Origin of the sequence: Agromyces sp. ISL-38, from assembly GCF_018613935.1 — a bacterium.
GTDB lineage: Bacteria > Actinomycetota > Actinomycetes > Actinomycetales > Microbacteriaceae > Agromyces.
On the sequence record NZ_JAGGPF010000001.1, the window covers coordinates 539,880 to 561,196 of the forward strand.

At 70.2% G+C, this 21,317-nt stretch carries 23 protein-coding genes; 11 read left to right on the forward strand and 12 right to left on the reverse strand.

The features are described from left to right. Positions 1–178 precede the first annotated feature (178 nt). From prpB to J7E25_RS02625, 6 genes are all read left to right on the forward strand, one after another. Positions 179–1,078, forward strand: coding sequence for a methylisocitrate lyase (gene prpB / locus J7E25_RS02605; protein WP_214867635.1), 900 nt, complete (start codon positions 179–181; stop codon positions 1,076–1,078). Positions 1,079–1,254: 176 nt separating this feature from the next. Next, positions 1,255–2,391, forward strand: a complete 1,137-nt coding sequence (locus J7E25_RS02610; protein ID WP_214867637.1) for a bifunctional 2-methylcitrate synthase/citrate synthase — start codon at positions 1,255–1,257, stop codon at positions 2,389–2,391. A 3-nt stretch (positions 2,392–2,394) separates the two neighbouring features. Then, positions 2,395–3,039 (forward strand): dihydrofolate reductase family protein, encoded by a 645-nt coding sequence (locus J7E25_RS02615; RefSeq protein WP_214867639.1) that lies wholly within the window; start codon positions 2,395–2,397, stop codon positions 3,037–3,039. A 125-nt stretch (positions 3,040–3,164) separates the two neighbouring features. Then, the gene (locus J7E25_RS18105; protein WP_285289778.1) at positions 3,165–3,296 is read left to right on the forward strand and encodes a hypothetical protein; all 132 of its coding nucleotides are present in this window, start codon (positions 3,165–3,167) and stop codon (positions 3,294–3,296) included. A 129-nt stretch (positions 3,297–3,425) separates the two neighbouring features. Next, entirely contained in the window at positions 3,426–4,112 is a 687-nt protein-coding gene (locus tag J7E25_RS02620; protein WP_251038705.1) for a hypothetical protein, read from the forward strand. Further along, positions 4,109–4,657: a hypothetical protein gene (locus tag J7E25_RS02625; protein ID WP_214867641.1), complete on the forward strand. Its 549-nt coding sequence runs from the start codon at positions 4,109–4,111 to the stop codon at positions 4,655–4,657. Before J7E25_RS02620 ends, J7E25_RS02625 begins: the two co-directional genes overlap by 4 nt. 404 nt (positions 4,658–5,061) lie before the next feature. On the opposite strand, the gene J7E25_RS02630 is transcribed toward J7E25_RS02625, so the two are convergent. Continuing rightward, complete coding sequence (locus tag J7E25_RS02630; RefSeq protein WP_308164324.1) at positions 5,062–6,426, reverse strand: hypothetical protein; 1,365 nt, start codon at positions 6,424–6,426, stop codon at positions 5,062–5,064. A gap of 112 nt (positions 6,427–6,538) precedes the next feature. Between J7E25_RS02630 and J7E25_RS02635 the strand changes: the two genes are divergently transcribed. Then, complete coding sequence (locus J7E25_RS02635) at positions 6,539–7,105, forward strand: thioesterase family protein (RefSeq protein ID WP_214867643.1); 567 nt, start codon at positions 6,539–6,541, stop codon at positions 7,103–7,105. Between the two features lie 87 nt (positions 7,106–7,192). Here J7E25_RS02635 and J7E25_RS02640 read toward each other — a convergent pair whose 3' ends face one another. Then, positions 7,193–7,702 carry an SRPBCC domain-containing protein gene (locus J7E25_RS02640; RefSeq protein ID WP_214867644.1) on the reverse strand — a complete coding sequence of 170 codons (510 nt, stop codon included), beginning with the start codon at positions 7,700–7,702 and terminating at the stop codon, positions 7,193–7,195. 151 nt (positions 7,703–7,853) lie between these two features. Here J7E25_RS02640 and J7E25_RS02645 point away from each other — a divergent pair, with 151 nt between their 5' ends. Then, positions 7,854–8,216 (forward strand): TfoX/Sxy family protein, encoded by a 363-nt coding sequence (locus J7E25_RS02645; protein ID WP_214867646.1) that lies wholly within the window; start codon positions 7,854–7,856, stop codon positions 8,214–8,216. Between the two features lie 59 nt (positions 8,217–8,275). On the opposite strand, the gene J7E25_RS02650 is transcribed toward J7E25_RS02645, so the two are convergent. Next, positions 8,276–8,701, reverse strand: coding sequence for a helix-turn-helix domain-containing protein (locus tag J7E25_RS02650; protein WP_214867648.1), 426 nt, complete (start codon positions 8,699–8,701; stop codon positions 8,276–8,278). A gap of 123 nt (positions 8,702–8,824) precedes the next feature. On the opposite strand from J7E25_RS02650, the gene J7E25_RS02655 reads away from it, so the two are divergent. Continuing rightward, positions 8,825–9,184: a DoxX family protein gene (locus tag J7E25_RS02655; RefSeq protein ID WP_214867650.1), complete on the forward strand. Its 360-nt coding sequence runs from the start codon at positions 8,825–8,827 to the stop codon at positions 9,182–9,184. An 8-nt stretch (positions 9,185–9,192) separates the two neighbouring features. On the opposite strand, the gene J7E25_RS02660 is transcribed toward J7E25_RS02655, so the two are convergent. From J7E25_RS02660 to J7E25_RS02670, 3 genes are all read right to left on the reverse strand, one after another. Continuing rightward, positions 9,193–10,875 (reverse strand): NAD(P)/FAD-dependent oxidoreductase, encoded by a 1,683-nt coding sequence (locus tag J7E25_RS02660; RefSeq protein ID WP_214867652.1) that lies wholly within the window; start codon positions 10,873–10,875, stop codon positions 9,193–9,195. 143 nt (positions 10,876–11,018) lie between these two features. Then, on the reverse strand, positions 11,019–11,810 hold the full coding sequence (locus tag J7E25_RS02665; protein ID WP_214867654.1) for an ABC transporter permease: 792 nt from the start codon (positions 11,808–11,810) through the stop codon (positions 11,019–11,021). A 42-nt stretch (positions 11,811–11,852) separates the two neighbouring features. Continuing rightward, a complete protein-coding gene (locus J7E25_RS02670) occupies positions 11,853–12,836 on the reverse strand; it encodes an ATP-binding cassette domain-containing protein (protein WP_251038706.1) in 984 nt (327 codons plus the stop codon). Between the two features lie 60 nt (positions 12,837–12,896). Between J7E25_RS02670 and J7E25_RS02675 the strand changes: the two genes are divergently transcribed. After that, positions 12,897–13,883: a YafY family protein gene (locus J7E25_RS02675; RefSeq protein WP_214867656.1), complete on the forward strand. Its 987-nt coding sequence runs from the start codon at positions 12,897–12,899 to the stop codon at positions 13,881–13,883. On the opposite strand, the gene J7E25_RS02680 is transcribed toward J7E25_RS02675, so the two are convergent. The 5 genes from J7E25_RS02680 to J7E25_RS02700 all read right to left on the reverse strand — a co-directional run bounded on the left by J7E25_RS02680 (position 13,867) and on the right by J7E25_RS02700 (position 16,993). Continuing rightward, positions 13,867–14,652 carry an META domain-containing protein gene (locus J7E25_RS02680; protein WP_214867658.1) on the reverse strand — a complete coding sequence of 262 codons (786 nt, stop codon included), beginning with the start codon at positions 14,650–14,652 and terminating at the stop codon, positions 13,867–13,869. The genes J7E25_RS02675 and J7E25_RS02680 overlap by 17 nt on opposite strands. A 156-nt stretch (positions 14,653–14,808) precedes the next feature. Beyond that, entirely contained in the window at positions 14,809–15,003 is a 195-nt protein-coding gene (locus tag J7E25_RS02685) for a hypothetical protein (protein ID WP_214867660.1), read from the reverse strand. Positions 15,004–15,063: 60 nt separating this feature from the next. Continuing rightward, positions 15,064–15,453: an META domain-containing protein gene (locus J7E25_RS02690; protein WP_251038707.1), complete on the reverse strand. Its 390-nt coding sequence runs from the start codon at positions 15,451–15,453 to the stop codon at positions 15,064–15,066. A gap of 78 nt (positions 15,454–15,531) precedes the next feature. After that, positions 15,532–15,708 (reverse strand): hypothetical protein, encoded by a 177-nt coding sequence (locus tag J7E25_RS02695; protein ID WP_214867663.1) that lies wholly within the window; start codon positions 15,706–15,708, stop codon positions 15,532–15,534. Positions 15,709–15,985: 277 nt separating this feature from the next. After that, complete coding sequence (locus J7E25_RS02700) at positions 15,986–16,993, reverse strand: LysR family transcriptional regulator (RefSeq protein WP_214867665.1); 1,008 nt, start codon at positions 16,991–16,993, stop codon at positions 15,986–15,988. 152 nt (positions 16,994–17,145) lie between these two features. Here J7E25_RS02700 and J7E25_RS02705 point away from each other — a divergent pair, with 152 nt between their 5' ends. Beyond that, a complete protein-coding gene (locus tag J7E25_RS02705) occupies positions 17,146–20,781 on the forward strand; it encodes a bifunctional proline dehydrogenase/L-glutamate gamma-semialdehyde dehydrogenase (RefSeq protein WP_214867863.1) in 3,636 nt (1,211 codons plus the stop codon). A 35-nt stretch (positions 20,782–20,816) separates the two neighbouring features. On the opposite strand, the gene J7E25_RS02710 is transcribed toward J7E25_RS02705, so the two are convergent. After that, on the reverse strand, positions 20,817–21,311 hold the full coding sequence (locus J7E25_RS02710) for a RimK/LysX family protein (protein WP_214867667.1): 495 nt from the start codon (positions 21,309–21,311) through the stop codon (positions 20,817–20,819). Between the last annotated feature and the right edge of the window lie 6 nt (positions 21,312–21,317).

Genomic DNA, 21,317 nt, shown 5'->3' on the forward strand with positions numbered 1-21,317 from the left:
GCGTCGCGCTTCGCGCTTCGCGCGGCGCTCCTCAACCTCCGGTGCGGCGGGAGTGACGGTGTTGCGCGGGAGGGCGCGAACTCGATCACTCTGACGCGTCGCGGCGCTCTTGGGCGAGTCGCGGGTGGGCGGCGGCCCTTGCGCCGGCGCGGCTAGGGTGGATCGGAGGAGGCCAACCATGCTCTACGCCCAGACCCCGCCTGCCGAGAAGCGCCGGCTCTTCCGCGAACGGCTTGCGAGCGGCGAGGTCCTCCGCTTCCCCGGCGCATTCAATCCGCTCTCGGCGCGGCTCATCGAGCAGAAGGGCTTCGAGGGCGTCTACATCTCGGGGGCCGTGCTCTCGGCCGACCTCGGCCTGCCCGACATCGGCCTCACGACGCTCACCGAGGTCGCGGGGCGGGGCAAGCAGATCGCCCGGATGACCGAGCTGCCGGCGATCATCGACGCAGACACCGGGTTCGGCGAGCCGATGAACGTCGCCCGAACCGTGCAGGAGATGGAAGACGCCGGCCTCGCCGGCCTCCACATCGAAGACCAGGTCAATCCGAAGCGCTGCGGGCACCTCGACGGCAAGCAGGTCGTCGACGAGTCGACCGCGCTGCAACGCATCCGTGCCGCCGTCGATGCCCGCCGCGACCCGAACTTCCTCATCATGGCGCGCACCGACATCCGTGCCGTCGATGGACTGCCGGCCGCGGTCGACCGCGCGAAGAAGCTCGTCGACGCGGGCGCCGACGCGATCTTCCCCGAGGCGATGGCCTCGCTCGACGAGTTCGCCGCGATCCGCGCCGCCGTCGACGTGCCGCTGCTCGCGAACATGACCGAGTTCGGCAAGAGCGACCTCTTCACCGTGCAGCAGCTGGCGGATGTCGGCATGAACCTCGTGATCTGGCCCGTGTCCCTGCTGCGTCTCGCGATGGGTGCCGCCGTGCGCGGGCTCGACGAGCTCGAGGCCGCCGGCTCGCTCAGCGGCATGCTCAGCGGGATGCAGCACCGCGCCGAACTCTACGAGCTCATCGACTACGAGGGGTACAACCGCTTCGACACGTCGATCTTCAACTTCCGCGTCGCTCGCTGACCCGAAATCAGGTCGAAGCGCCGAAATCAGGGCCGATTCGCGAGGTCCTTCCTGACTTCGCGCGGTCGGCCTGATCCCACGTCGCCGCCGAGCGGGGCGCGCGGGCGAGTGCGCCGGGGTCGTAGGCTGGGGGAGCGGTCGCGCCGCAGCGGCCGCGTCGTCACGCGAGGAGCACGATGAGCGATCAGCAGGGGGCAGCGCCCGTCATCTACAAGGGCCTGGCTGGGGTGCCGGTCGATTACACGGCCGTCTCGAAGGTGAACTCCGACACGAACTCGTTGCTCTATCGGGGCTACCCCGTGCAGGAGCTCGCGGCATCCGTCACATTCGAAGAGGTCGCCTACCTGCTCTGGTACGGCGAGCTTCCCGATGACGCGCAGCTCGCCGCGTTCGAAGAGCTCGAACGCTCGCACCGCGGACTCGACCACGAGGTGAAGCGCATCGTCGACGAGCTGCCGCTCACGGCGCACCCGATGGACGTCGTGCGCACCGCCGTGAGCGTCATCGGCGCGAGCGACCCGAACACGCCCGACGACTCGCGCGAGGCCAACCTCGACAAGGCGATCCGCCTGTTCGCGAAGCTGCCCTCGATCGTCACCTACGACCAGCGCCGTCGTCACGAGCTCGAGTTCGTGGAGCCGCGCGACGACCTCGGCTATTCGGCGAACTTCCTGTGGCAGGCGTTCGGCGAAGCTCCCGAGCTCGCGGTCGTGAACGCGTTCGACGTGTCGATGATCCTCTACGCCGAGCATTCCTTCAACGCCTCCACGTTCACCGCCCGCGTCATCACGTCGACGCTCGCCGACCTGTACTCCGCGGTCACCGGCGCGATCGGCGCGCTCAAGGGCGCGCTGCACGGCGGGGCGAACGAGGCCGTCATGCATGCCTTCGAGGAGATCGGCACCGCGGATGCCGCGGGCGCGTGGCTCGACGCCGCCCTCGCCGAGAAGCGCAAGATCATGGGCTTCGGCCATCGCGTGTACAAGCACGGCGACTCGCGCGTGCCCACGATGCGCGATGCGCTCGAGCGCCTCGTCGAGCACTACGACCGACCCGACCTGCTCGAGCTCTATACCGCGCTCGAGACCGGTATGGACGAGCGCAAGGGCATCAAGCCGAACCTCGACTATCCGACCGGCCCGGCTTACCACTTGATGGGCTTCGACACCGAGACGTTCACGCCGCTCTTCGTGGCGAGCCGCATCACCGGGTGGACGGCGCACATCATGGAGCAGGCCGCGTCGAACGCCCTCATCCGGCCGCTCTCCGTCTACAACGGCCCCGACGAACGGCACGTCCCGGCGAAGGGCTGAGCGGTGTCGTACATCTTCCTCGAGATGACGATGACGCTCGACGGCTTCACCGCCGCACCCGCAGTGAGCCTCGAGGATCCCCTCGGCGTGGACGGTGAGCGAGTGCACGAGTGGCTCGTCGGAAACGTCGCGGGCGGCTTCGGCGGCGGCGGCACCGAGGGGGCACCCGATGCCTCGCCCGACGAGATCGACCGCAGCGTCGCCGCCCGCATGTTCGAGACGACGGGCGCGTTCGTGATCGGACGTCGCACGTTCGACGTCGGCGAGGCGCCATGGGGCGACGACCCCGTGTTCGAGGGTCGACCGGTCTTCGTCGTGACGTCGCGTGAACGCGAGCCGTTCGAGCGCGGCGGCTCGCGCTACGAGTTCGTGACCGGCGGGGTCGCCGAGGCGGTGGCTCGGGCCGACACGGCGGCCAGCGCGGCATCCGTCTGCATCATGGGCGGTGCGGATGTCGCTCGCCAGGCGCTCGCGCTCGGACTCGTCGACGAGGTGCGGCTCCATCTCGCGCCGGTGCTGCTCGGCGGCGGCACGAGGCTGTTCCCCGATGCGGCCGCGCATCGCATCGAGCTCGATCCGCTCGGGGTCGAGCAGGGCGCGCTCGCCACGCACTTGCGATATCGGGTGCGTGCCGACGTCGATCGGTAACCAGCGGAGCCGGTTACGACGGCTCGCGCGTGCGCGCGACGCCGGCATCGTCGAGGGACCGCGCGTGCTCGCGCACGGCATGGTGAGCATGACCGCGGGCCAGACGAGCGGACTCCCTCGGCCGGGTGCGCGACGGGTTCGCCGCGGACTTCGTGATCATGCGAGGCCGGCCGTGGCGCGACATCCGCGAGCTCGACACGTCCGGCATCGTCGCAGTCGTCTCCCGCGGTCGCGTGGTCGCCGGCGCGCTGCCCTGACGATCGACCGGCCCAGCACGCTGACCTCTGGCAGCGGTTCACGATCGAGCGCCGAGCAGGGCGCGCGTGCCACCCACTTGCGCTAGGAGGTGCTGCGCAACGGCTGACCTGCGGCTCTATGCTTGCCCCGTGGGGGAACCGCAACCGACTGAGCAGCAGGCTGTGCCGAAACGGCGATTCCGCTGGGTGCGCGTAGCGGCCGACCGAGTGCCCACGAAGTGGGTCGCAGGAATCGGCATCGGCGTGTTCCTGGCCGCGACGGCCGCATTCGGCGGGCTCGAGACGGTGGAGGCCGTGAGCCTGCCCGAGCTCAGTGCCGGCGAGGAACATCGCAACGACCAGTTGGCGGTCACCGTGAAACGCGCGGTCCTCATCGATGAGCTGCCCTTGGCCGGTGTGACGGTCGAACCCGGTGAGCGGGTTCTCGCCCTGATCGTCGACGCCGAGAACCGCTGGGACGAGCCCTTGCCCACGACACGCGGCTACAGCCTGTCGTCGACGGTCGCGCTCGCCGACCATCCTGAGGTGGAACCCCAGGGGATCTCCCGCTATGACGACACGACGGCGAACCCGTGGTTGCAGCCGGGGGTGCTCGCGACGATCGTGCTCGCCTGGGTGGTACCCGCCGATCGCCACGCTGGCGGCGACGACGTGCGCGTCGTGCTGAACGACGAGACGCTGATGACCGGAACTGCGGTGATCAGCGGGCAGTACTGGGACGATCCGGTGCCCGCCGCGATAGTGACCCTCGACATCGAGGACGTCGGAGCGGGCCGCGATGCCGCGGAGCCTGATCCTGGAGCGGTCGGCGAATGAGGAGATGGGCCGCCGCGCTCGGCGGCACGGCGCTCGTGGTCGCGGCATGGGGCATCGCCCTCGTGACTCCCGAGGACGCAGAGGCCGAGCGATCGTTCGTCGTGCCGGTCGAGATCGGCGACCGCGGCGAGGGGCGGAATCTGGCGGTGACCGTCACGGGAATTCGAGCTGCGGATGCGGCGACGATCGACGGCTGGGTTGCGGAGGGTCCCTGGCTCATCGTCGACCTCGAGGCTGCGGCGGTGCAGAGCGAACTCCGCGCACAGCTCTCGCACGCCACCCTCTCGGTCGACGGCCGAACGTTTCGAGCGAGCGAGCGGCCGCCCGACTCACTGTTCCGCTCGGCACTCGCGGTCGGCGTGCCGCGATCGGGAAGCATCGCGTTCGAATTGCCCGAGGAGGTGTTCGGCGATGACCTCGCCGTGCTGAGTCTGGGCCTGAGCGCAGATCCGAGGCTCGACTCCCTTATCGAACTGCACCTCGAACCGAGCAGCCTCGATCGCGTCGAGGAGGCTGAACTCATGTCGAGCGGGTGGGCGCGGTGACGGTCGATGCAGTCATGAACCGGCGCGGGTGGTGGCGGCGCAACGCGCTCCCGCTCGTGGGGGTCGCGGTGTTGCTCCCGGCGACGTTCGGCGTGATCGCCTGGAATGAATGGAACGAATACTTCTCTGGGCAGCCGACGCAGGCGGTCGTCGCACCGCCGGGGGCCTCTGTCGAGTTCGAGGGCGCCGTCTGGGGACCCGCCGAGATCGAGGTCATGGATCCAGGTGCAGTGCTCGAGGCTCCCGCCGGTTCGCGGGTCGTCATGGTCGCCGTGCCGGTCGATCCGGGTACGGATGCCGTGACCTGCCTGCCACCAACCCTGCGGGAGACCACAGGAGCCCAACGCGAATGGCAGCATGCCACCTTCGAGATCGGGTGGTCGCCGGAGCCCGACGAGCTCGGCTCATGCGCCCTGACCGGGACGGACCCCTTCACGATCACCGTCGCGTTCCTCGTCCCGCTCGACGCCACCGGGCCGCTCGCTGTCGAGCTCATCTCGCCAGAGGCGCTTCCCAGATTCGCCCGACTGCTCGTCGAGCCGTGACGACTCGGATGCGGAGGCTGGAACGAGTCGCGCGAGGGTCGCGTCGTAAGCACTGGCAACGAGACTCACGCGCAGCGGCTCGACGATGAGCGGCACGAGGAGCAGGACCACCGCGTCGGCGACTGCCCAGAAGGTGTAGAGGTCCTGCGGGCCGACGAGGCGCGTGACCCAGATGCGCAGCATCTGCTCGAACCCGAGCACGATCGTGTACAAGAGGACGTACCCGCCGACCAGCACCGGCCCGGCGCGCCACATCAGCACCACGGCTCGGCCGATGGGGCGGAATCGCGCGGCGAAATCCCACCACACGTCGCCGAGCCGTCGTCGCACCGCTTCGGGCAGGCTCGAGAACCGGCGGCGGGCTCGATCGACGAGCACACCGCCGAGGCGTGGCGCCTGTGGCGCGACCGCCTGCCCGTAGATGACCCCAGCGATGGTGAGCCAGGCGAGCGGCAGCAGGATGATGCCGCCGGCCTCGCCCAGCAGCCACTCGACCGCCTCCCAGAGCCATGCCACGGGTTCGACCCGGCTTGTGACCCAGGCTCGGACATCGGCGAGCCAGACCATCGCCTGCCGCGACGCCACCCACGCCGACACCCGGCCGAGCGCCTCCGAGATGAGGATCACGGTGAGGAAGACCCAGACCGCCTCGAGGTAGACCGCTCCGATCGCCGACCACTTCGGCAGCCGAGAGCGGTACCGGTTCCACGCCCATCGGCCGGCGAAGGCAACCACGATGAGCGCGATGGTGGCCGGCTCGAACATGAGCTGGTCGATGGTGCCTTCGGTGGAGACGGTCTCACCCGCGAAGATTGCAGCCGCGTTGACCCCCTGCTGCACTTCGAGCCCACGGGCGAGGTAGGCGAACCAGTCGTCGCGAAGGTAGCCCCAGGCTGCGTAGAAGGCGAAGAAGGGCAGGATGCCGCCGAGCACGGCGTCGACGAAGGCGCGCCGTCGTGCCACCGCATCGCCGGGAAGTGGCGCGATGGTGCCGAGCCGGGTCATCCCGTCGCGCAGCACGAGGAACATCGCCACGAAGCTGACGAGGCGGGCGAGGATGGCCAGGGGCAGGAGCAACTGGCCGCCGAGGGCCGAGAACGCGCCCACGAATCCGGCCAGCTCGATCACGAGGTACCGCACGAGGATGCCCCCGAGGAACCACGCGAGCAGCGCCGGCCAGTGCGCCAGCAGCAGTCGGCCGGTCATCGCGATCACGGTGAGCACGAGACCACGGTAGCGGTTGCGCACAACGCCGCGTGGCGGCATCCGCTCGCCGACTGTGGCGACCTGCCAATGATGAATCATCGACCACGAATCGGGCATACAGTCGTGGACTATGCACATGTTCTTCCGCACGCTGCTCCACGTGCTGTTCCTCTCGCGCCGCAAGCCCGACCTCGACCATTACGAGGTCGCGCGCACGAACTTCATCACGCTGCCGACCGACCTCGACATCAACCGCCACATGAACAACGGCGTGTACTTCTCGATCATGGATGTCGCGCGCTTCGACATGCTCGTGCGCAGCGGCGTCTTCGGCATCATGCGGGCCAAGAACTGGTATCCGGTGGTCGTGAGCGAGACGATCACGTTCCGCAAGTCGCTGAGCCTGTGGCAGCGGTTCACCATCGAGTCGCGCATCCTCGGCTTCGACGACAAGGCGGTCTACTGCGAGCAGCGGTTCGTGCGCCACGGCCACGATGGGAAGCCCGAGATCTATGCGCAGGGGTTCATCCGCGCGCGGTTCCTGCGCAAGGAGGGCGGCACGGTCCCTGTGCCCGAACTCGTCGAAGCGTTCGGCACGCCGCCCATGAGCGACGAACTGCCCGAGTGGATCGAACGATGGGGCACGGATGTCGCGCTGCCCGCGACGCGCGCCGAGGCGCCGTCGGTCTGGCACTGAGCGCACTGAGAGCGCACTGAGAACGCACTGAGAACGCACTGAGCCGAGCGGTGTACGGCCTGGGGAAGCCGACCGACTGAATCGGGATCAGCGCCGCGCCGCATCGGGCACGTTGAGGCCGCGGTAGTGCTCGGAGAACGCCGGAAAGTAATGGTCCCATTCGGGCAGAGCCATGCCCGAGCGGGCCGCGCTCAGACGGTCGAGGTAGTAGTCCCAGCCAGGGCCGATGCTCGGGGCATCCGCTGCGCTGTTCAGGCGCTGGCCGAGCGTGAGCGTCGTCATACCGCCGCCCTCGACGAGGTGGCAGAAGACGCGCCACGCGTTGTCGCCGGTATCGGCGTCGGCGAGGAAGCGATACGGCGGCGCGCACTCGAGGATGCTCACGTTCTGCCACTGGGCGTCTGGCTCGGCCGACATGATGAAGCGCACGCCACCCGTGGCGGGGCTTCCGGTGTAGGTGCCGATCCACGACTGCATCGCGGTGGGATTCGTGAGGCTGAACCAGACGTCGACGATCGGCGCATGGAACAAGCGGTCGAACTGCAGGTACAAGCCGTCAGGCTTCAACGCATAGTGTCCGGTCGGCTTCGCGATCATCTTCGACCCCCGCTCGTCGTGCTCTCAGGCTAATGCGGTCGGCCTCCTTTCACTAGAGCTTCACGCGAGCCGTCGGCCTCACTAGAGTGGCGCCATGGGTTCCGGGAGGGCGTGTCGCAGCTCCTGATCCGATCCGAGCGAGGCGGGGGAAATGCAAATACCGAAGCCATCGGATGCCGCCAAGGCACTGTTCACGTCGTCGATGCCCGACGACCCGCGGGTCGTCGTGAAGCCCATGTTCGGCAACCTCGGTGCGTTCGTGAACGGCAACATGTTCGCGGGTCTGTTCGGCGACCGCATCGGCGTGAAGGTGCTCGACGAGGCAGCACGCGCGGAGCTGGAGGCGACAGAGGGCGCAGGTCCCTTCGGTCCGGAGGGGCGCCCCATGGGCGGCTACGTCTCCGTGCCCGAAGCGTGGGATCGCGAGCGCCTCGCGGAGTGGGTGGAGCGTGCGTTCGACGACGTGGCGATGCTGCCGCCGAAGGCGCAGAAGGCGGCGAAGCCCAAGCGCTGAGGGGTGCGTGCGACGCGCTGGCAGGCGGCGGCTCGCCGGCGGTCGGTCGGCGTCGTCGATCAGGCGTCGGATGCCGCGTCGTCGTACGTGTCGCGCGCGGCCGTGATCGCCTCGTGGTTCGCGGCGGCCCAGCCGACGAGGCCGAGCACGGGTGCGGCGAGCGAGCGGCCGAGGTCGGTCGCCGCGTACTCGACGCGCGGCGGGATCTCGGGATACGCCGTGCGGGAGACGAGCCCGTCTCGCTCGAGATTGCGGAGCGTCTGCGTGAGCATGCGGTGCGAGATGCCGTCGATCTTGCGCTGCAGCTCCGTGAACCGCAGTGCGCGGTCGTCGAGCAGGCCGACCACGAGCAGGCTCCACTTGTCTCCGACGCGCGAGAGCACGTCGCGGATCACGCCGCTCGCCGGCTCGTCGGTGCTGCACGTCGACGCCGACGCCAGGGGGTGATCGGCGAATCGTGGTGCTGCGGCATCCGTCGTGGTCATCGTCTCGCTCTCTCAATTACGCACCTCAAGGTGCGTGACGCACGATGAAGTGCCGGGGACTCGTCGGTTATAGTCACCGATCGTGCGTCACGCACTCATCGTAACCGACCCTTGGGGAATCACATGATCATCGCACTGTGGATCGTCACCGCCCTGCTCGCCATCGCCTTCCTCGCCTCCGGCACGATGAAGACGCTGACGCCCCGCGAGAAGCTCATTCCGAACATGCCGTACATGGAGGACCTCAGCAACGGCCAGGGGCGCGTCGTCGGCATCCTCGAGTTCCTCGGAGCGCTCGGCCTCGTGCTGCCCGCCGCGACCGGCATCCTGCCGTGGCTCACGCCCGTGGCCGCCTTCGCGCTCGTGCTCACGATGGGCGCCGCCTCGGCGCTGCACGTGAAGCGCAAGGAGTCGCCCCTCGTGAGCATCGTGCTCGGCGTCGTCGCGCTCGCCGTGGGCATCGGGTGGGTCGTGCTCGGCTGAGGCCCGGCTCAGCCGACGTCGCCCTCGAGCACGGCCATCGAGGCATTGTGCCCGCCGATGCCGCTCACCGCGCCGCCGCGCACGGCGCCCGCGCCGCAGACGAGGATCCGCGGATGCCGCGTCGCCACGCCCCAGCGCTCGGCCGGCGTGTCGAGCGGCGCGCCGTCTTCTGCCCAGGGCCAGGAGAGCGGGCCGTGGAAGATATTGCCGCCCGGCATGCGCAGCGACTCCTCGAGGTCGAGGGTGGTCTTCGTCTCGATGCAGGGGCGGCCGGCGGCATCCGTCGCGATCACGTCTTCGATGGGTTCGGCGAGCACGGAGTTCAGCGAGGCGAGCACAGCCGCCTGCAACTGCGACCGCAGCTCGTCGTTGCTGAAGCGCTCGAGCAGGCGATGCGGCACGTGCAGCCCGAACACCGTGAGGGTGTGCGCGCCCGAGGCCGCGAGCTCGGGCGAAAGGATCGACGGGTCGCTCAGCGTGTGGCAGTAGATCTCGCACGGCAGCGGCGACGGGATCGCACCGCGCGCAGCCGTCGCGTGGGCGGCGTCGAGCTGCGACTCGAGCTCGTTGATGTGAAACGTGCCCGCGAACGCGACCTCAGGAGCGACGCTCGTGTCGCGCAGGCGCGGCAGGCGGGTGAGCAGCAGGTTCACCTTGACCTGCGCGCCCTCAGGCTCGGCGGCGAGCCGAATCCGCTCGCGGACGACGGGTGGAACGTCGAGCTTCGTGTCGGGCGTGAACGGAGCCTGGTCGCGGGGCGCGATCGTGTCGGATGCCTCGCGCGCCGCGCGGGTCGCGGCATCCGCTGCCCCGGCCGCGAGCAGCCGGTCGAGCACGGCCGGTGCGAAGTTCGAGAGCACGGTGCCCGCCGTCGCCTCATGCTCGGCGCCATCGCGGCGATACCGCACCAGACCGTCGGAGTCGACGGCGAGCACGTCGGCGCCCGTCACGAGTTCGGCGCCGGCCCCCCGGGCGGCCCGGGCGAGCTCGCCGCTGACGGCGCCCATGCCGCCGACGGGCACGTCCCAATCGCCGGTGCCGCCGCCGATCACGTGGTAGAGGAAGCACCGGTTGGCGTCGAGCGCGGGGTCGTCGAGGCTCGTGAACGTGCCGATGAGGCCGTCGGTCGCGACGACGCCGCGCACGAGGTCGCTCTCGAATCGCGCGTCGATCGTCTCGCCGAGCGGACGCTCGATGAACTCGCCCCACACGCCGTCGTCGCCGACGAGCGCGCGCGCCTCGGCGCGAGTGGGCAGCGGTTCCGTGAGCGTGGGGAAGAGGCGCTCGGCGAGGCGCGCGGTGTCGTTGGAGAACTCGTTCCACGCCGTCGCGTCGGTTGCGGCGCCGATCCGGTCGAACGCGGATGCCGCGGCGTCGGCGTCGGCCTCCCGGTCGATCAGCAGCCCGCGTGCCGGGTCGGCCGGATCCGGCGTGTACGACGAGTAGCGCCGGCGCACGAGCCGCACGTCGAGCGCGAGATCGTCGACGATGCGCTGCGGCAGCAGGCTCACGAGGTAGGAGTAGCGCGAGAGGCGCGCGTCGACGCCGTCGAACGCCTCGGCCGAGACGGCCGCGCCACCGAGATGGTCGTCGCGCTCGAGCAGGAGCACGCGCTTGCCGGCGCTGGCGAGGTAGGCGGCGGCGGTGAGACCGTTGTGGCCGCCGCCGAGGATCACGACGTCGTGGGGCATCCAACGAGCGTAACGAGCGGATGCGGCATCCGCCTGGCCCTCTGTTTCACAATTCAGGAGCGCCTTCGGCGTGCCACGCCGAGACCCCGGCGTGTCGCGGTCGACACGCCGGGGCCTTCCTGAATTGTGAGAACGGTTTGCCGTCAGCTGGCGCGGCGCATGGACCGCACACCCACGAACACCCCGATCGCGCACGTCGCCACCGCAGCGAGGATGCCGCCGAGCACTGCGGGGTCGCCGACGTCGCCGGCGAGCAGCGCGCGCTCGGCGCCGACGAGGTAGCTGAGCGGGTTCACGGCTGCGGCGACCCGCATCCAGTCGGGACCGTCTTCGAGCGGCAGCAGCATGCCCGAGAGGATCATCAACGGGAACAGCAGCGTCTGGTGCACCATCCAGAACATCCAGTCGCGGTTGCGGCACGCGAGGGCGAGCGAGTAACTCAGCGCGCCGAAGCCGATGCCGAACACGGCGAGCACTGCGAGGCCTGCGATGAGCCCGAGCGTGTCGACGCTGAAGCCGAACGGCACAGCGACGAGCACGACGATCGTGCCCTGGATCGTGAGCGGCACCACCTCCTTCAGCGCGCGGCCGACGAGGAGCGCGCTGCGGGAGAGCGGCGCCACGAGGGTGCGCTCGTGCGAGCCGGTCTGCATCTCGAAGAGGAGGTTCGCCCCGGTCGAGGCCGTGCCGAACAGTGCGACCATCACGAGGATGCCGGGCACGAACCACGGCAGCGTGCCCGCGACGTCGCCCCCCGCGGCGCCGACGAGCAATGGCCCGAAGAGCCCGAGGAAGACGAGCGGCTGAACGAGGCTGAAGATGACGCTGAACGGGTCGCGCACGAGCGGACGGGACTCGCGCATGAAGACGGTCGCGGTGTCGCGCGCGAAACCGGTCGGGCGAGCGGATGTCTCGAGAGACGTGGTGGTGGACATGGGGTGCTCCTTCGTTGTGTCGGTGGTCGAGTCGCGCCGGCGTCAGACGGCGACGGGCTCGGGTGTCGCGTCGGCGGCGTGCGCCCCCTCGTCGCGGAGGCTGCGCCCCGTGAGCGCGAGGAAGACGTCGTCGAGCGTGGGCTGCCGGTGTGTGGCCGCCACGACCTCGAGGCCAGCGTCGCCGAGGTCGCGGATGAAACGGGGCAGCGCGCGGTCCCCGCCGCGAGCCGTGACCGTCACGACCCGGCCCGAGATCTCGCCGCCGATGCGGGATGCGGCTGCCGCGGCATCCGTCGCCCCTTCGAACTCGAGGGTGATGCGGTCGCCCGCGAGCGACTCCTTGAGCGCCCACGCCGTGTCGTCGGCGATGACCGCGCCGTGGTCCATCACCATGACCCGCTCGGCGAGCTGGTCGGCCTCGTCGAGGTAGTGCGTGGTGAGGAAGATCGTCGTGCCGGTCTCGCGGCGCAGGTCGACGATGTGCTCCCAGAGGTTGGCACGGCTGTGCGGGTCGAGGCCCGTCGAGGGCTCGTCGAGGAAGAGCAGCTCGGGCCGGTGGATGAGGCCGAGCGCGATGTCGAGCCGGCGCTTCTGGCCGCCCGAGAGCGACTGCACGGTGCGGTTCGCGGACTGCCCGAGCTCGAGCGACTCGATGAGCTCGGCTGCGCGCAGCCGGGTCTCGCGGCGGCCCATTCCATAGAAGGAGCCCTGCGCGTGCAGCTCGTCGCGCACCCGCTGGGTGTGCCCGCCGGAATTGCCCTGGCCGACATAGCCGATGCGGCGGCGAACACCGGCAGGGTCGCGGCGGATGTCGCAGCCCGCGACCGTCGCTTCACCCTCGGTGGGCGGCAGCAGGGTCGTGAGCATGCGGAGCGTCGTCGACTTGCCGGCGCCGTTCGGGCCGAGGAAGGCGACGAGCTCGCCGTCGACCACATCGAGGTCGACGGAACGGACGGCCTCGACGGTCTGCCCCTTGGAGCGGAACGTCTTCGTGAGGCCTCGAGCGGTGATCATCTGGTTCGTCATATCGACAGTCTTTCGAGGCATCCGGACACTTTCTGTCCTTATTGCGAAGAGAATGAGGACATGGCCGCAACCACCTCGAGAGCCCTCGAACTCCTCTCCCTGCTCCAGAGCCACCGGCACTGGTCGGCGCGCGAGCTCGTCGACCGGCTCGGCGTCTCGGATCGCACCCTGCGCCGCGACGTCGAGCGGCTGCGCGAGCTCGGTTACGGCATCGAGTCGGCGCGCGGCAGTGCCGGGGGATACCGGCTCGAAGCCGGCACGGGCATGCCGCCGCTGCTCCTCACCGACGACGAGGGCGTGGCGATCGCGGTGGGATTGCGCTCCCAGGCGACGGCCGGGCTCCGCGGCGCCGAGCACACCACGCTCAGCGCGCTCGCCAAGATCGAGCAGGTGCTGCCGCCCGCGCTGCGCCGCCGCATCGATGCGCTGCAATCGCACGCGACGGTCGGGGCCGGCGGGCGGGGAGCATCCGGCCGCCCTGTTCCCGAGATCGACGCCGAGCTGCTCGGGCTGCTCGCGCTCGGCTGCCGCGACTCCGAGCGGCTGCGCTTCAGGTACACGGATGCCGCGGGCGAGGAGTCGTCGCGCGTCGTCGAGCCGTACCGGCTCGTGCCCGTGGCGCGCCGCTGGTACCTCCTCGCGTGGGACCGAGAGCGCGACGACTGGCGCACGTTCCGGCTCGACCGGGTGCGCGAGGTGTTCCCGACGCGCGTGCACTTCGAGCCGCGCCCCCTGACCGACGACGCAGCGCGGGATCGCGTCGAGGCCGCGCTGCGCTGGCGCGAGCGGAGTGTGAAGGCCACGGTCATCGTCGACCTGCCGCACCCTGAGTTCGCCGACTACCTCGGATGGTATGGGCGCGACGTGACGGCGCACGGCGCGACCCAGAGCGTGTGGCCGCTCGAGGCCGACTCGGTCGAGAACCTCCTGATGGGGCTCATGTGGATGCCCCGCGGCGTGCGCTACCGCGTCGAGGGACCGCCCGAGGTGCTCGAGTTCCTCGCGGTGCAGGCGGAGCGGTTCGCGGCCGCTACTCGCTCCGAGTGAGCGTGCCGAGCTCGGAACCCGACCTGTCGAAGAAGGTGATGGTGTCGCCGTCGACGGTGGCGCTGGCGTGCTGATTCAGCCAGTCGTCGATGTCGGGGAGGCATCCCCTGTCGGTCGACGAGTGGAATCCGAAGACGAGCGTGTCGCCTTCGATCCACCAGAGACCGTCGAAGAAGTTGCAGCCGTCGCTGCCGTCGTACGTGCCCTCGGCGGCGATCACGATCGAGGGCTCGCCTTCTGTGTCGGCCGTGCCCCAGGTGCCGAAGAACGCTTCGGCATCGCGCGAGGGGACCGTGGCCGGATCGATGTCGCTCGCTCGATCGAGCGTGCCGATCTCGGTGCCGCCGGCGTCGAGGATCGTCAGCACGTCGCCGTAGACGGTGCCTGACGCAAGACCGGAAAGCCAGGTGTCGAAGGACTCGGGGGACTCGGGGCTGCACACCATCCCTGGGGATACGACGTCATCGAACCTGATCGTGCCGTCGTCGTCGCTCCACGACCCGTAGAGCCTGTTGCAGCTGTCGGATCCCGTGAGGGTGCCATCGGCCGCGAGGTTGAGCGATGGCTCGATCACCCACCCGGTGGTCATCCCGGTGGGATTGCCCCATGCTCCGACGGCGTCGGAAGCGCGGGCGGTGTCGAATGCTCCGGCCGTCGGCGTGATGGCCGATGAGCCGCCTACTGCTGCGCCCGCACAGCCTGCGAGCAAGGTCACAGTGGCGAGGACCAGCGTGCCAGCCAACGCCGAACCCACCGCGGTTCGTGCCATGCTGCTGAGCGTAAGCGGTCATCTTTTTCGCGGCAATGCAACGATTTCGGCGCCTTACTCGTCAGAGAAGACCACCGAGTCGCCGAGGAGCGTCGCAGTAGCTCGATGGATCAGCCACCGGTCGACGTGCTCGCCGGCCAGCGAATAATCCGAGGATCACTCACCTGCACCCGGGGCCGCGCTTACGCGGGCGGCGCGCGCCAGGGCATCGCGGCACGCGACCACGGCCGGCCGCGTCGCCGCCGCGAGCCGGGTGGAGCTGAACAACTCGCGTTGCGGAAGCCCCGGCAGGTCGACGAGCGCGACGCTCGGCACCTCGCCCACCCAGACCGAAGTCGCGCGCCGCGACATCGAAGAAGGCGAGCTCGGGCTCGCGCTCGGTGACCTCGACCCGCAAGCGTTTCGCGGCGTCTACTCGCTCCGAATGAGCGTGCCGAGCTCGGCACCGGATGCGTCGAGCACGGTCATCGTCTCGTCGATGATCGTCGCCGTGGCGAGCCCCGAGAGCCAGGTGTCGACGCCTTCGCAGAACATGCGTGTCGTCGCGACCTGCTCGAACGTGATGGTGGTGCCGTCCATGCTCCAGCCGCCGGCGAGGCGGTTGCAGCCGTCGGTGCCGGTGAGTGTGCCGTCGGCGGCGAGCACGAGCGAAGGCTCGGTGCTTGCCGACGTGTCGCCCCAGGTGCCGACCGGGTCGGGCGCCGCGCCGGGGCCCGCGTTCGTCGCGCAACCCGCGAGTGCGAGCGCCGCGGCGACGAGCAGTGCGCCGGTGAGAGACGAGGATCGCAGCATCCGTGCCATGCCGTCAGCGTAACGCCGCAGCGCGGTCAGCGGCCGGTGCCCGCCGTCGCGAGCCCGGAGCCACATGTCGGCGTCGTCCTAGGTGCCTGCCGCGCCGGCCGGAGCATCCACGACGACGGACACATCGGGGCCCAGTCCGTATCCGCCGCCGCCGGTGCCGCCGCCATTCGACGGGCAACCGGTGAGCGTCAGGACGGCGACCACTGCGACGATGATCGCGCCGACTCGTGTCGTGGAACGAGGCGTTCGTGCCATTGCCACAGTCTATTCCGAGGATCGCTCAGGGGCGCCGGGAGCGTGGTTCGCGGCGGCTACTCGCTCCGAGAACGCGCCGATCCGGGAGCCCGATCTGCCGAATATGGTGATCGAGCTGCGGCGCACTCGAGCGGATGAGGCAGAATCGGCCGACACGCCGCCATGAAACTGCTGCCGCGCCGACGAAGTCGCGATTGTGCCTCATCCGCGCCCGCGGTGAGGCGAGGCGTGGACGTGCAGGAGCGCGAAGTCCCGAGTCACCGACTGTGCGTGGCCCTCAGTGGCCCGCGGGGGTGGCGGTAGCCCGGGCGGCGCGAGCGAGAGCGTCGCGGCAGGCCACGACGGCCGGGCGCGCGGCGGCGGCGTGACGGGTCGACGTGAAGACCTCGCGCTGCGGCTCGCCCGGAAGGTCGAGGAGGGTCACGCTCGGCACCTCGCCCGCCCACACGAGGTCGGGCAGCAGTCCCGCCGCGTTGCCCGAGCGGATGAGGCGGATGTGCGCCATGAGGTCGGCCGTCTCGAAACGCACGTCGGGCTCGAAGCCCGCGTCGCGGCAGAGCTGCTCGGCCCATTGCCGGGAAGCCGTGCCGGCGGGCTCGAGCACCCAGGGGAGGCCGGATGCCGCTGGCAGGGCGTTGCGGGGGTCGGGGGTGGTCTCGATGCGCGTCGCCTCCGGCGGCGCTACTCGACCACCAGAAGGGGTCGCCTCCGGCGGCGCTACTCGACCACCAGAAGGGGCCGGCGCACCCGGGTCGGGCGGCAGCGCCAGCCGGATCACGTCGGCGGCGAGGTGCACGCGGTCGAGGTCGTCGCGGTGCGGACGGGTGTGCCCTGGGTATTGCTCGGCGATCACGAGGTCGAAGTCGCGCGCTGAGACGTCGAAGAGTCCCGCCTCGGGTTCGCGCTCGGTCACCTCCACGCGGAGGGCGGGATGCTCACGGCGCAGCAGGGTGAGCGCATGCGGCACCACGGCGTGCGCCGCCGACTGGAACACGGCGATGCGCACCGTGCCGCCGACGGCGGTGAGCGAGCGCGCGACATCCGACTCCGCCTCCTCGAGCCGATCGAGCACGGCGCGCGCATGAGTGACGAGCAACTCGGCTTGCGGGGTCAGCTGCACGCGCCGGCCGACCTGCACGAGCAGCGGGACCCCCGCCTCGCGCTCGAGCTGGCTGAGTTGCTGCGACACCGAGGACGGGCTGTACGAGAGTGCCTCGGCGACCGCCGCGAGGGTGCCGCGCTGACTGAGTTCGACGAGCAGGCGCAAGCGGCGCACATCGAGCATGATGGCCTCCCGGCATCCTCGACCAATCGGTTCTTCTGAACAGTATCCTTCAGATTCATTCGCTGTACCGAACGGATGCCGCAGCGCAGACTTATCCCAAGCGGCGCGCGGCCCCCGGCGCGCCTGAAGCAAAGGACACTACTCTCGTGACCATGTCGAACGCCGCCACGGACGCACGACCGAGCACCGAACACGTCGTCGCCCTCGTACGCCGCTGGCTCGCCGAGAGCGCCGAGTATCCGGCCGAGCCGGCCGCCGAGCGCCTCGCCGGCGTGCTGAAGGATCCGCGCGGCCTCGACTTCACGGTCGGCTTCGTCGACGGCGTCATGCGGCCCGAAGACCTCGGCGTCGCGGGCCGCAACCTCGAGCAGGTCGCGAAGCTCACGCCGCGGTTCCTGCCCTGGTACCTGCGTGCCGCGATCCGGCTCGGCGGCTTCGTCGCGCCCGCCTTCCCGTGGATCGTCATCCCGATCGCGCGCCGGGTGCTGCGCGGCATGGTCGGCCACCTCGTGCTCGACGCGACGCCCGAGAAGCTCGGCCCGGCGATCGCCTCCCTCCGCGAGACCGGCAACCGCTTGAACCTCAACCTCCTCGGCGAGGCCGTGCTCGGTGAAGACGAGGCCGCTCGGCGCCTGCGCGGTACCTACGAGTTCCTCGCTCGTGACGACGTGGACTACGTGTCGATCAAGGTCTCGAGCGTCGTGAGCCAGCTCTCGATGTGGTCGTTCGACGAAGCCGTCGAGAAGGTCGTCGAGAAGCTCACCCCCCTCTACGAGCTCGCCGCGAAGAGCCCGACGCCCAAGTTCATCAACCTCGACATGGAGGAGTACCGCGACCTCGACCTCACGATCGCGGTGTTCAAGGCGCTGCTCGACAAGCCGCAGCTGCGGGGCCTCGAAGCGGGCATCGTGCTGCAGACCTACCTGCCCGACGCGCTCGGCGCGATGCAGGACCTCACCGCGTGGGCGATGGCCCGGCGCGCTGCCGGCGGCGCACCGATCAAGGTGCGTGTCGTGAAGGGTGCGAACCTCGCGATGGAGCACGTCGACGCCGCCATCCACGGCTGGCCCGTCGCGACGTACGGCACCAAGCAGGACTCCGACGCGAACTACAAGCGGGTGCTCCGCTGGGCGATGACGCCCGAGCGCACTCACGCGGTCAAGCTCGGCGTCGCCGGCCACAACCTCTTCGACGTCGCCGACGCCTGGCTCACCGCGAAGAACCGCGGCGTCGACGACCGCGTCGAGTTCGAGATGCTCCTCGGCATGGCGACCGGCCAGGCGGAAGCGGTGCGCCGCACCGTCGGCAACCTGCTGCTCTACACGCCCGTCGTGAACCCCGCGGAGTTCGACGTGGCGATCGCCTACCTGATCCGCCGCCTCGAGGAGAACGCGAGCGACGACAACTTCATGTCGGCAGTGTTCGAGCTCGCCGGCGACCAGGGGCTCTTCGAACGTGAGCAGGCTCGCTACCTCCGCTCGGTCGAAGCGCTCGAAGCGGATGCCGCCACGACGGCCGTGCCCACGCCGAACCGCACCCAGAACCGCCGCACCGAGTGGAGCGAGGAGTCGCTCGCCACGGCGATCGCCGTTCCCGATGCTCCCGCACCGGGCACCGAACACGAAGACGAGTCGCTCACGAGCACCGTGCTCAGGCTCGTGCGGGGCTCCGACGGCACCGATGGCATCGAACTGGCGGATGCCGCATCCGCTGCTCCGTCGGCCGCGTCCGGGCCCACCGGTCCGGGTGCGACTCCCGGCTTCCGCAACGAACCCGACACCGATCCGGCCCTCGACGCGAACCGCAACTGGGGTCGCCGCATCCTCGCCCGCGTGCCCGAGTCGCGGGTCGGCATCGACACCGTCGCCGCCGCCCGCGTCGACGACGCCGAGACCCTCGACGCCATCATCCGCGGCGTCGCCGCTCGCGGTGCCGCGTGGGGCGAGCTGCCCGGCGCCGAACGCGCGGCCGTCCTGCATCGCGCGGGCTTCGCGCTCGCTGCGAACCGCGACCGCCTCATCGAGGTGATGGCGGCAGAGACGGGCAAGACCATCGCCGAGGCCGACCCCGAGGTGAGCGAGGCGATCGACTTCGCGCACTACTACGCCGAGCGTGCCCGAGAGCTCGACCACGTGCAGGGGGCCGCGTTCGTGCCGCCGAAGCTCACCGTCGTGACCCCGCCGTGGAACTTCCCGGTCGCCATCCCGGCCGGCGGTGTGCTCGCCGCGCTCGCCGCGGGCTCGGGCGTCATCATCAAGCCCGCGAAGCTCGCCCAGCGCTCGGGCGCCGTCATGGTCGAGGCGCTCTGGGAGGCCGGTGTGCCGCGCGACCTGCTCGCCCTCGTCGACCTCGCGAACCTCGACCTCGGCCGGCAGCTCGTCGCGGCGCCCGAGGTCGACCGGGTCATCCTCACGGGCGCCTACGAGACGGCGCAGCTGTTCCGCTCGTTCCGTAAAGACCTCCCGCTTCTCGCCGAGACGAGCGGCAAGAACGCGATCATCGTCACCCCGTCGGCCGACCTCGACCTCGCCGCGGCCGACGTCGTGAAGAGCGCCTTCGGGCACGCGGGCCAGAAGTGCTCGGCCGCCTCGCTCGTGATCCTCGTGGGGTCGGTCGCGAAGTCCGAGCGGTTCCGCCGGCAGCTCGTCGACGCGACCATGTCCCTGCAGGTGGGCTGGCCTGAGCACCCGCAGAGCCAGATGGGCCCGATCATCGAGCCCGCGAACGGCAAGCTGCTGCACGCGCTCACGCAGCTCGGCATCGACGAGGAGTGGCTCGTCGAGCCGAGGCAACTCGACGAGACGGGGCAGCTCTGGTCTCCCGGCATCCGCTCTGGCGTCGCGGCCGGCTCCTACTTCCACCTCACCGAGTTCTTCGGACCGGTGCTCGGCGTCATGCACGCGAGGAACCTCGATGAGGCGATCCGCATGCAGAACGCCGTCGACTACGGACTCACCGCGGGCCTGCACTCGCTCGATCCCGCCGAGCTCGCCACCTGGCTCGATCGTGTCGAGGCCGGCAACCTCTACGTGAACCGAGGCACCACCGGCGCGATCGTGCAGCGCCAGCCGTTCGGGGGCTGGAAGCGCTCGTCGGTCGGCGCCGGCGCGAAAGCGGGCGGCCCGAACTACCTGTTCGGCCTCGGCGAGTGGGTGCCCGAGCACGGCCCCGCAAGCACCACGCTGCACCTGCGCGGACTCGAGAAGCGCGTCACCGAGGTCATCGAGGCATCGCAGCCCGCGCTCACCTACGAGGCATTCGACCTGCTGCGCCGCTCGGCGCTCTCCGACGAGCTCGCGTGGGCGGAGGAGTACGGGGTCGTGAAGGATGTCTCGGGCGTCGAGGTCGAACGGAACCTGTTCCGTTACCGCCCCCTGCCCGTCACGATCCGCATCGGAGAGCAGGCGACGCTCGCCGAGGGGCTCCGCGTCATCGCCGCGGGCGTGCTCGCGAAAGCGCCGCTCACCGTGTCGACGGCGATCGACCTGCCGAAGGGCGTGCGTAACGTGCTCGCCGCGCGTGACGTGCGCATCGTTCGCGAGAAGGATGCCGGATGGCTCGCGCGCGCCACGAAGGGCGGCATCACCACGACACGGGTGCGGCTCGTCGGCGGCGGCGCCTCGGCGCTCACCGAGGCGCTCGACGGAAGCCCCGATGTCGCAATGTGGGCGCACCCGGTGACCCCCTCGGGCCGCGTGGAGCTGCTTCCGTTCCTGCGCGAGCAGGCCGTCTCGATCACGAACCACCGCTTCGGCAACCCGAGCTCGCTCTCGGCGGGCGTGATCTGACCGAGCCGGGCGGCGCTACTCGACCACCGAGGGGGCTACTCGACCACCGGCACGGTGCGGCCGCGGTTGCGACGGCGGATGCGTCGGGGTGCGCGCCCGCCGAGGAACGATCCCGCCGCGTCGACGATGAATCCCCGGCGCAGGGCCTCACGGCCGATGAGCATGCGGAAGCCCATCTCGTCGCGGTTCGTGAGCGTCACCTCGGCGGTGATGGTGCGGCGTCGGAGCACGACCTCCATCAGCACGACGATGCGCTGCTCGGTGTGGCCCGAGGAGCTGCGCACCTGTCGGCGATCGTGGATCGGCAGCTCGACGACGACCGCGTCGTCGCCGGTGTCCTGCCACGGGTGGATGCCGAATCTGACCATCGACGTGTCGCCATGCTGCGCCTCCTCCACGTCGAAGGCGTGCAGCGACGAGGTTCTCGCCCCGGTGTCGAGCTTGGCCTTGATCCACGGCACGCCCGCCTCCGGCAGACTCACCCACTCGCGCCATCCCACGATGGTGTTTGAATGGGGAGGCTCTTTCACCCGTCC

What these genes read in the sequence shown, in the direction of transcription:
- J7E25_RS02680 (WP_214867658.1), bottom strand. Translation starts at nt 14,652, where the DNA reads ATGGCACGAACCGCGGTGGGTTCGGCGTTGGCTGGCACGCTGGTCCTC.
- J7E25_RS02645 (WP_214867646.1), top strand. Translation starts at nt 7,854, where the DNA reads ATGCAAATACCGAAGCCATCGGATGCCGCCAAGGCACTGTTCACGTCG.
- J7E25_RS02655 (WP_214867650.1), top strand. Translation starts at nt 8,825, where the DNA reads ATGATCATCGCACTGTGGATCGTCACCGCCCTGCTCGCCATCGCCTTC.
- J7E25_RS02695 (WP_214867663.1), bottom strand. Translation starts at nt 15,708, where the DNA reads ATGGCACGAACGCCTCGTTCCACGACACGAGTCGGCGCGATCATCGTC.
- J7E25_RS02650 (WP_214867648.1), bottom strand. Translation starts at nt 8,701, where the DNA reads ATGACCACGACGGATGCCGCAGCACCACGATTCGCCGATCACCCCCTG.
- J7E25_RS02670 (WP_251038706.1), bottom strand. Translation starts at nt 12,836, where the DNA reads ATGACGAACCAGATGATCACCGCTCGAGGCCTCACGAAGACGTTCCGC.
- J7E25_RS02675 (WP_214867656.1), top strand. Translation starts at nt 12,897, where the DNA reads ATGGCCGCAACCACCTCGAGAGCCCTCGAACTCCTCTCCCTGCTCCAG.
- J7E25_RS02640 (WP_214867644.1), bottom strand. Translation starts at nt 7,702, where the DNA reads ATGATCGCGAAGCCGACCGGACACTATGCGTTGAAGCCTGACGGCTTG.
- J7E25_RS02665 (WP_214867654.1), bottom strand. Translation starts at nt 11,810, where the DNA reads ATGTCCACCACCACGTCTCTCGAGACATCCGCTCGCCCGACCGGTTTC.
- J7E25_RS02700 (WP_214867665.1), bottom strand. Translation starts at nt 16,993, where the DNA reads ATGCTCGATGTGCGCCGCTTGCGCCTGCTCGTCGAACTCAGTCAGCGC.
- J7E25_RS02685 (WP_214867660.1), bottom strand. Translation starts at nt 15,003, where the DNA reads ATGTCGCGGCGCGCGACTTCGGTCTGGGTGGGCGAGGTGCCGAGCGTC.
- J7E25_RS02690 (WP_251038707.1), bottom strand. Translation starts at nt 15,453, where the DNA reads ATGGCACGGATGCTGCGATCCTCGTCTCTCACCGGCGCACTGCTCGTC.
- J7E25_RS02610 (WP_214867637.1), top strand. Translation starts at nt 1,255, where the DNA reads ATGAGCGATCAGCAGGGGGCAGCGCCCGTCATCTACAAGGGCCTGGCT.
- J7E25_RS02660 (WP_214867652.1), bottom strand. Translation starts at nt 10,875, where the DNA reads ATGCCCCACGACGTCGTGATCCTCGGCGGCGGCCACAACGGTCTCACC.
- J7E25_RS02635 (WP_214867643.1), top strand. Translation starts at nt 6,539, where the DNA reads ATGCACATGTTCTTCCGCACGCTGCTCCACGTGCTGTTCCTCTCGCGC.
- prpB (WP_214867635.1), top strand. Translation starts at nt 179, where the DNA reads ATGCTCTACGCCCAGACCCCGCCTGCCGAGAAGCGCCGGCTCTTCCGC.
- J7E25_RS02705 (WP_214867863.1), top strand. Translation starts at nt 17,146, where the DNA reads ATGTCGAACGCCGCCACGGACGCACGACCGAGCACCGAACACGTCGTC.
- J7E25_RS02625 (WP_214867641.1), top strand. Translation starts at nt 4,109, where the DNA reads ATGAGGAGATGGGCCGCCGCGCTCGGCGGCACGGCGCTCGTGGTCGCG.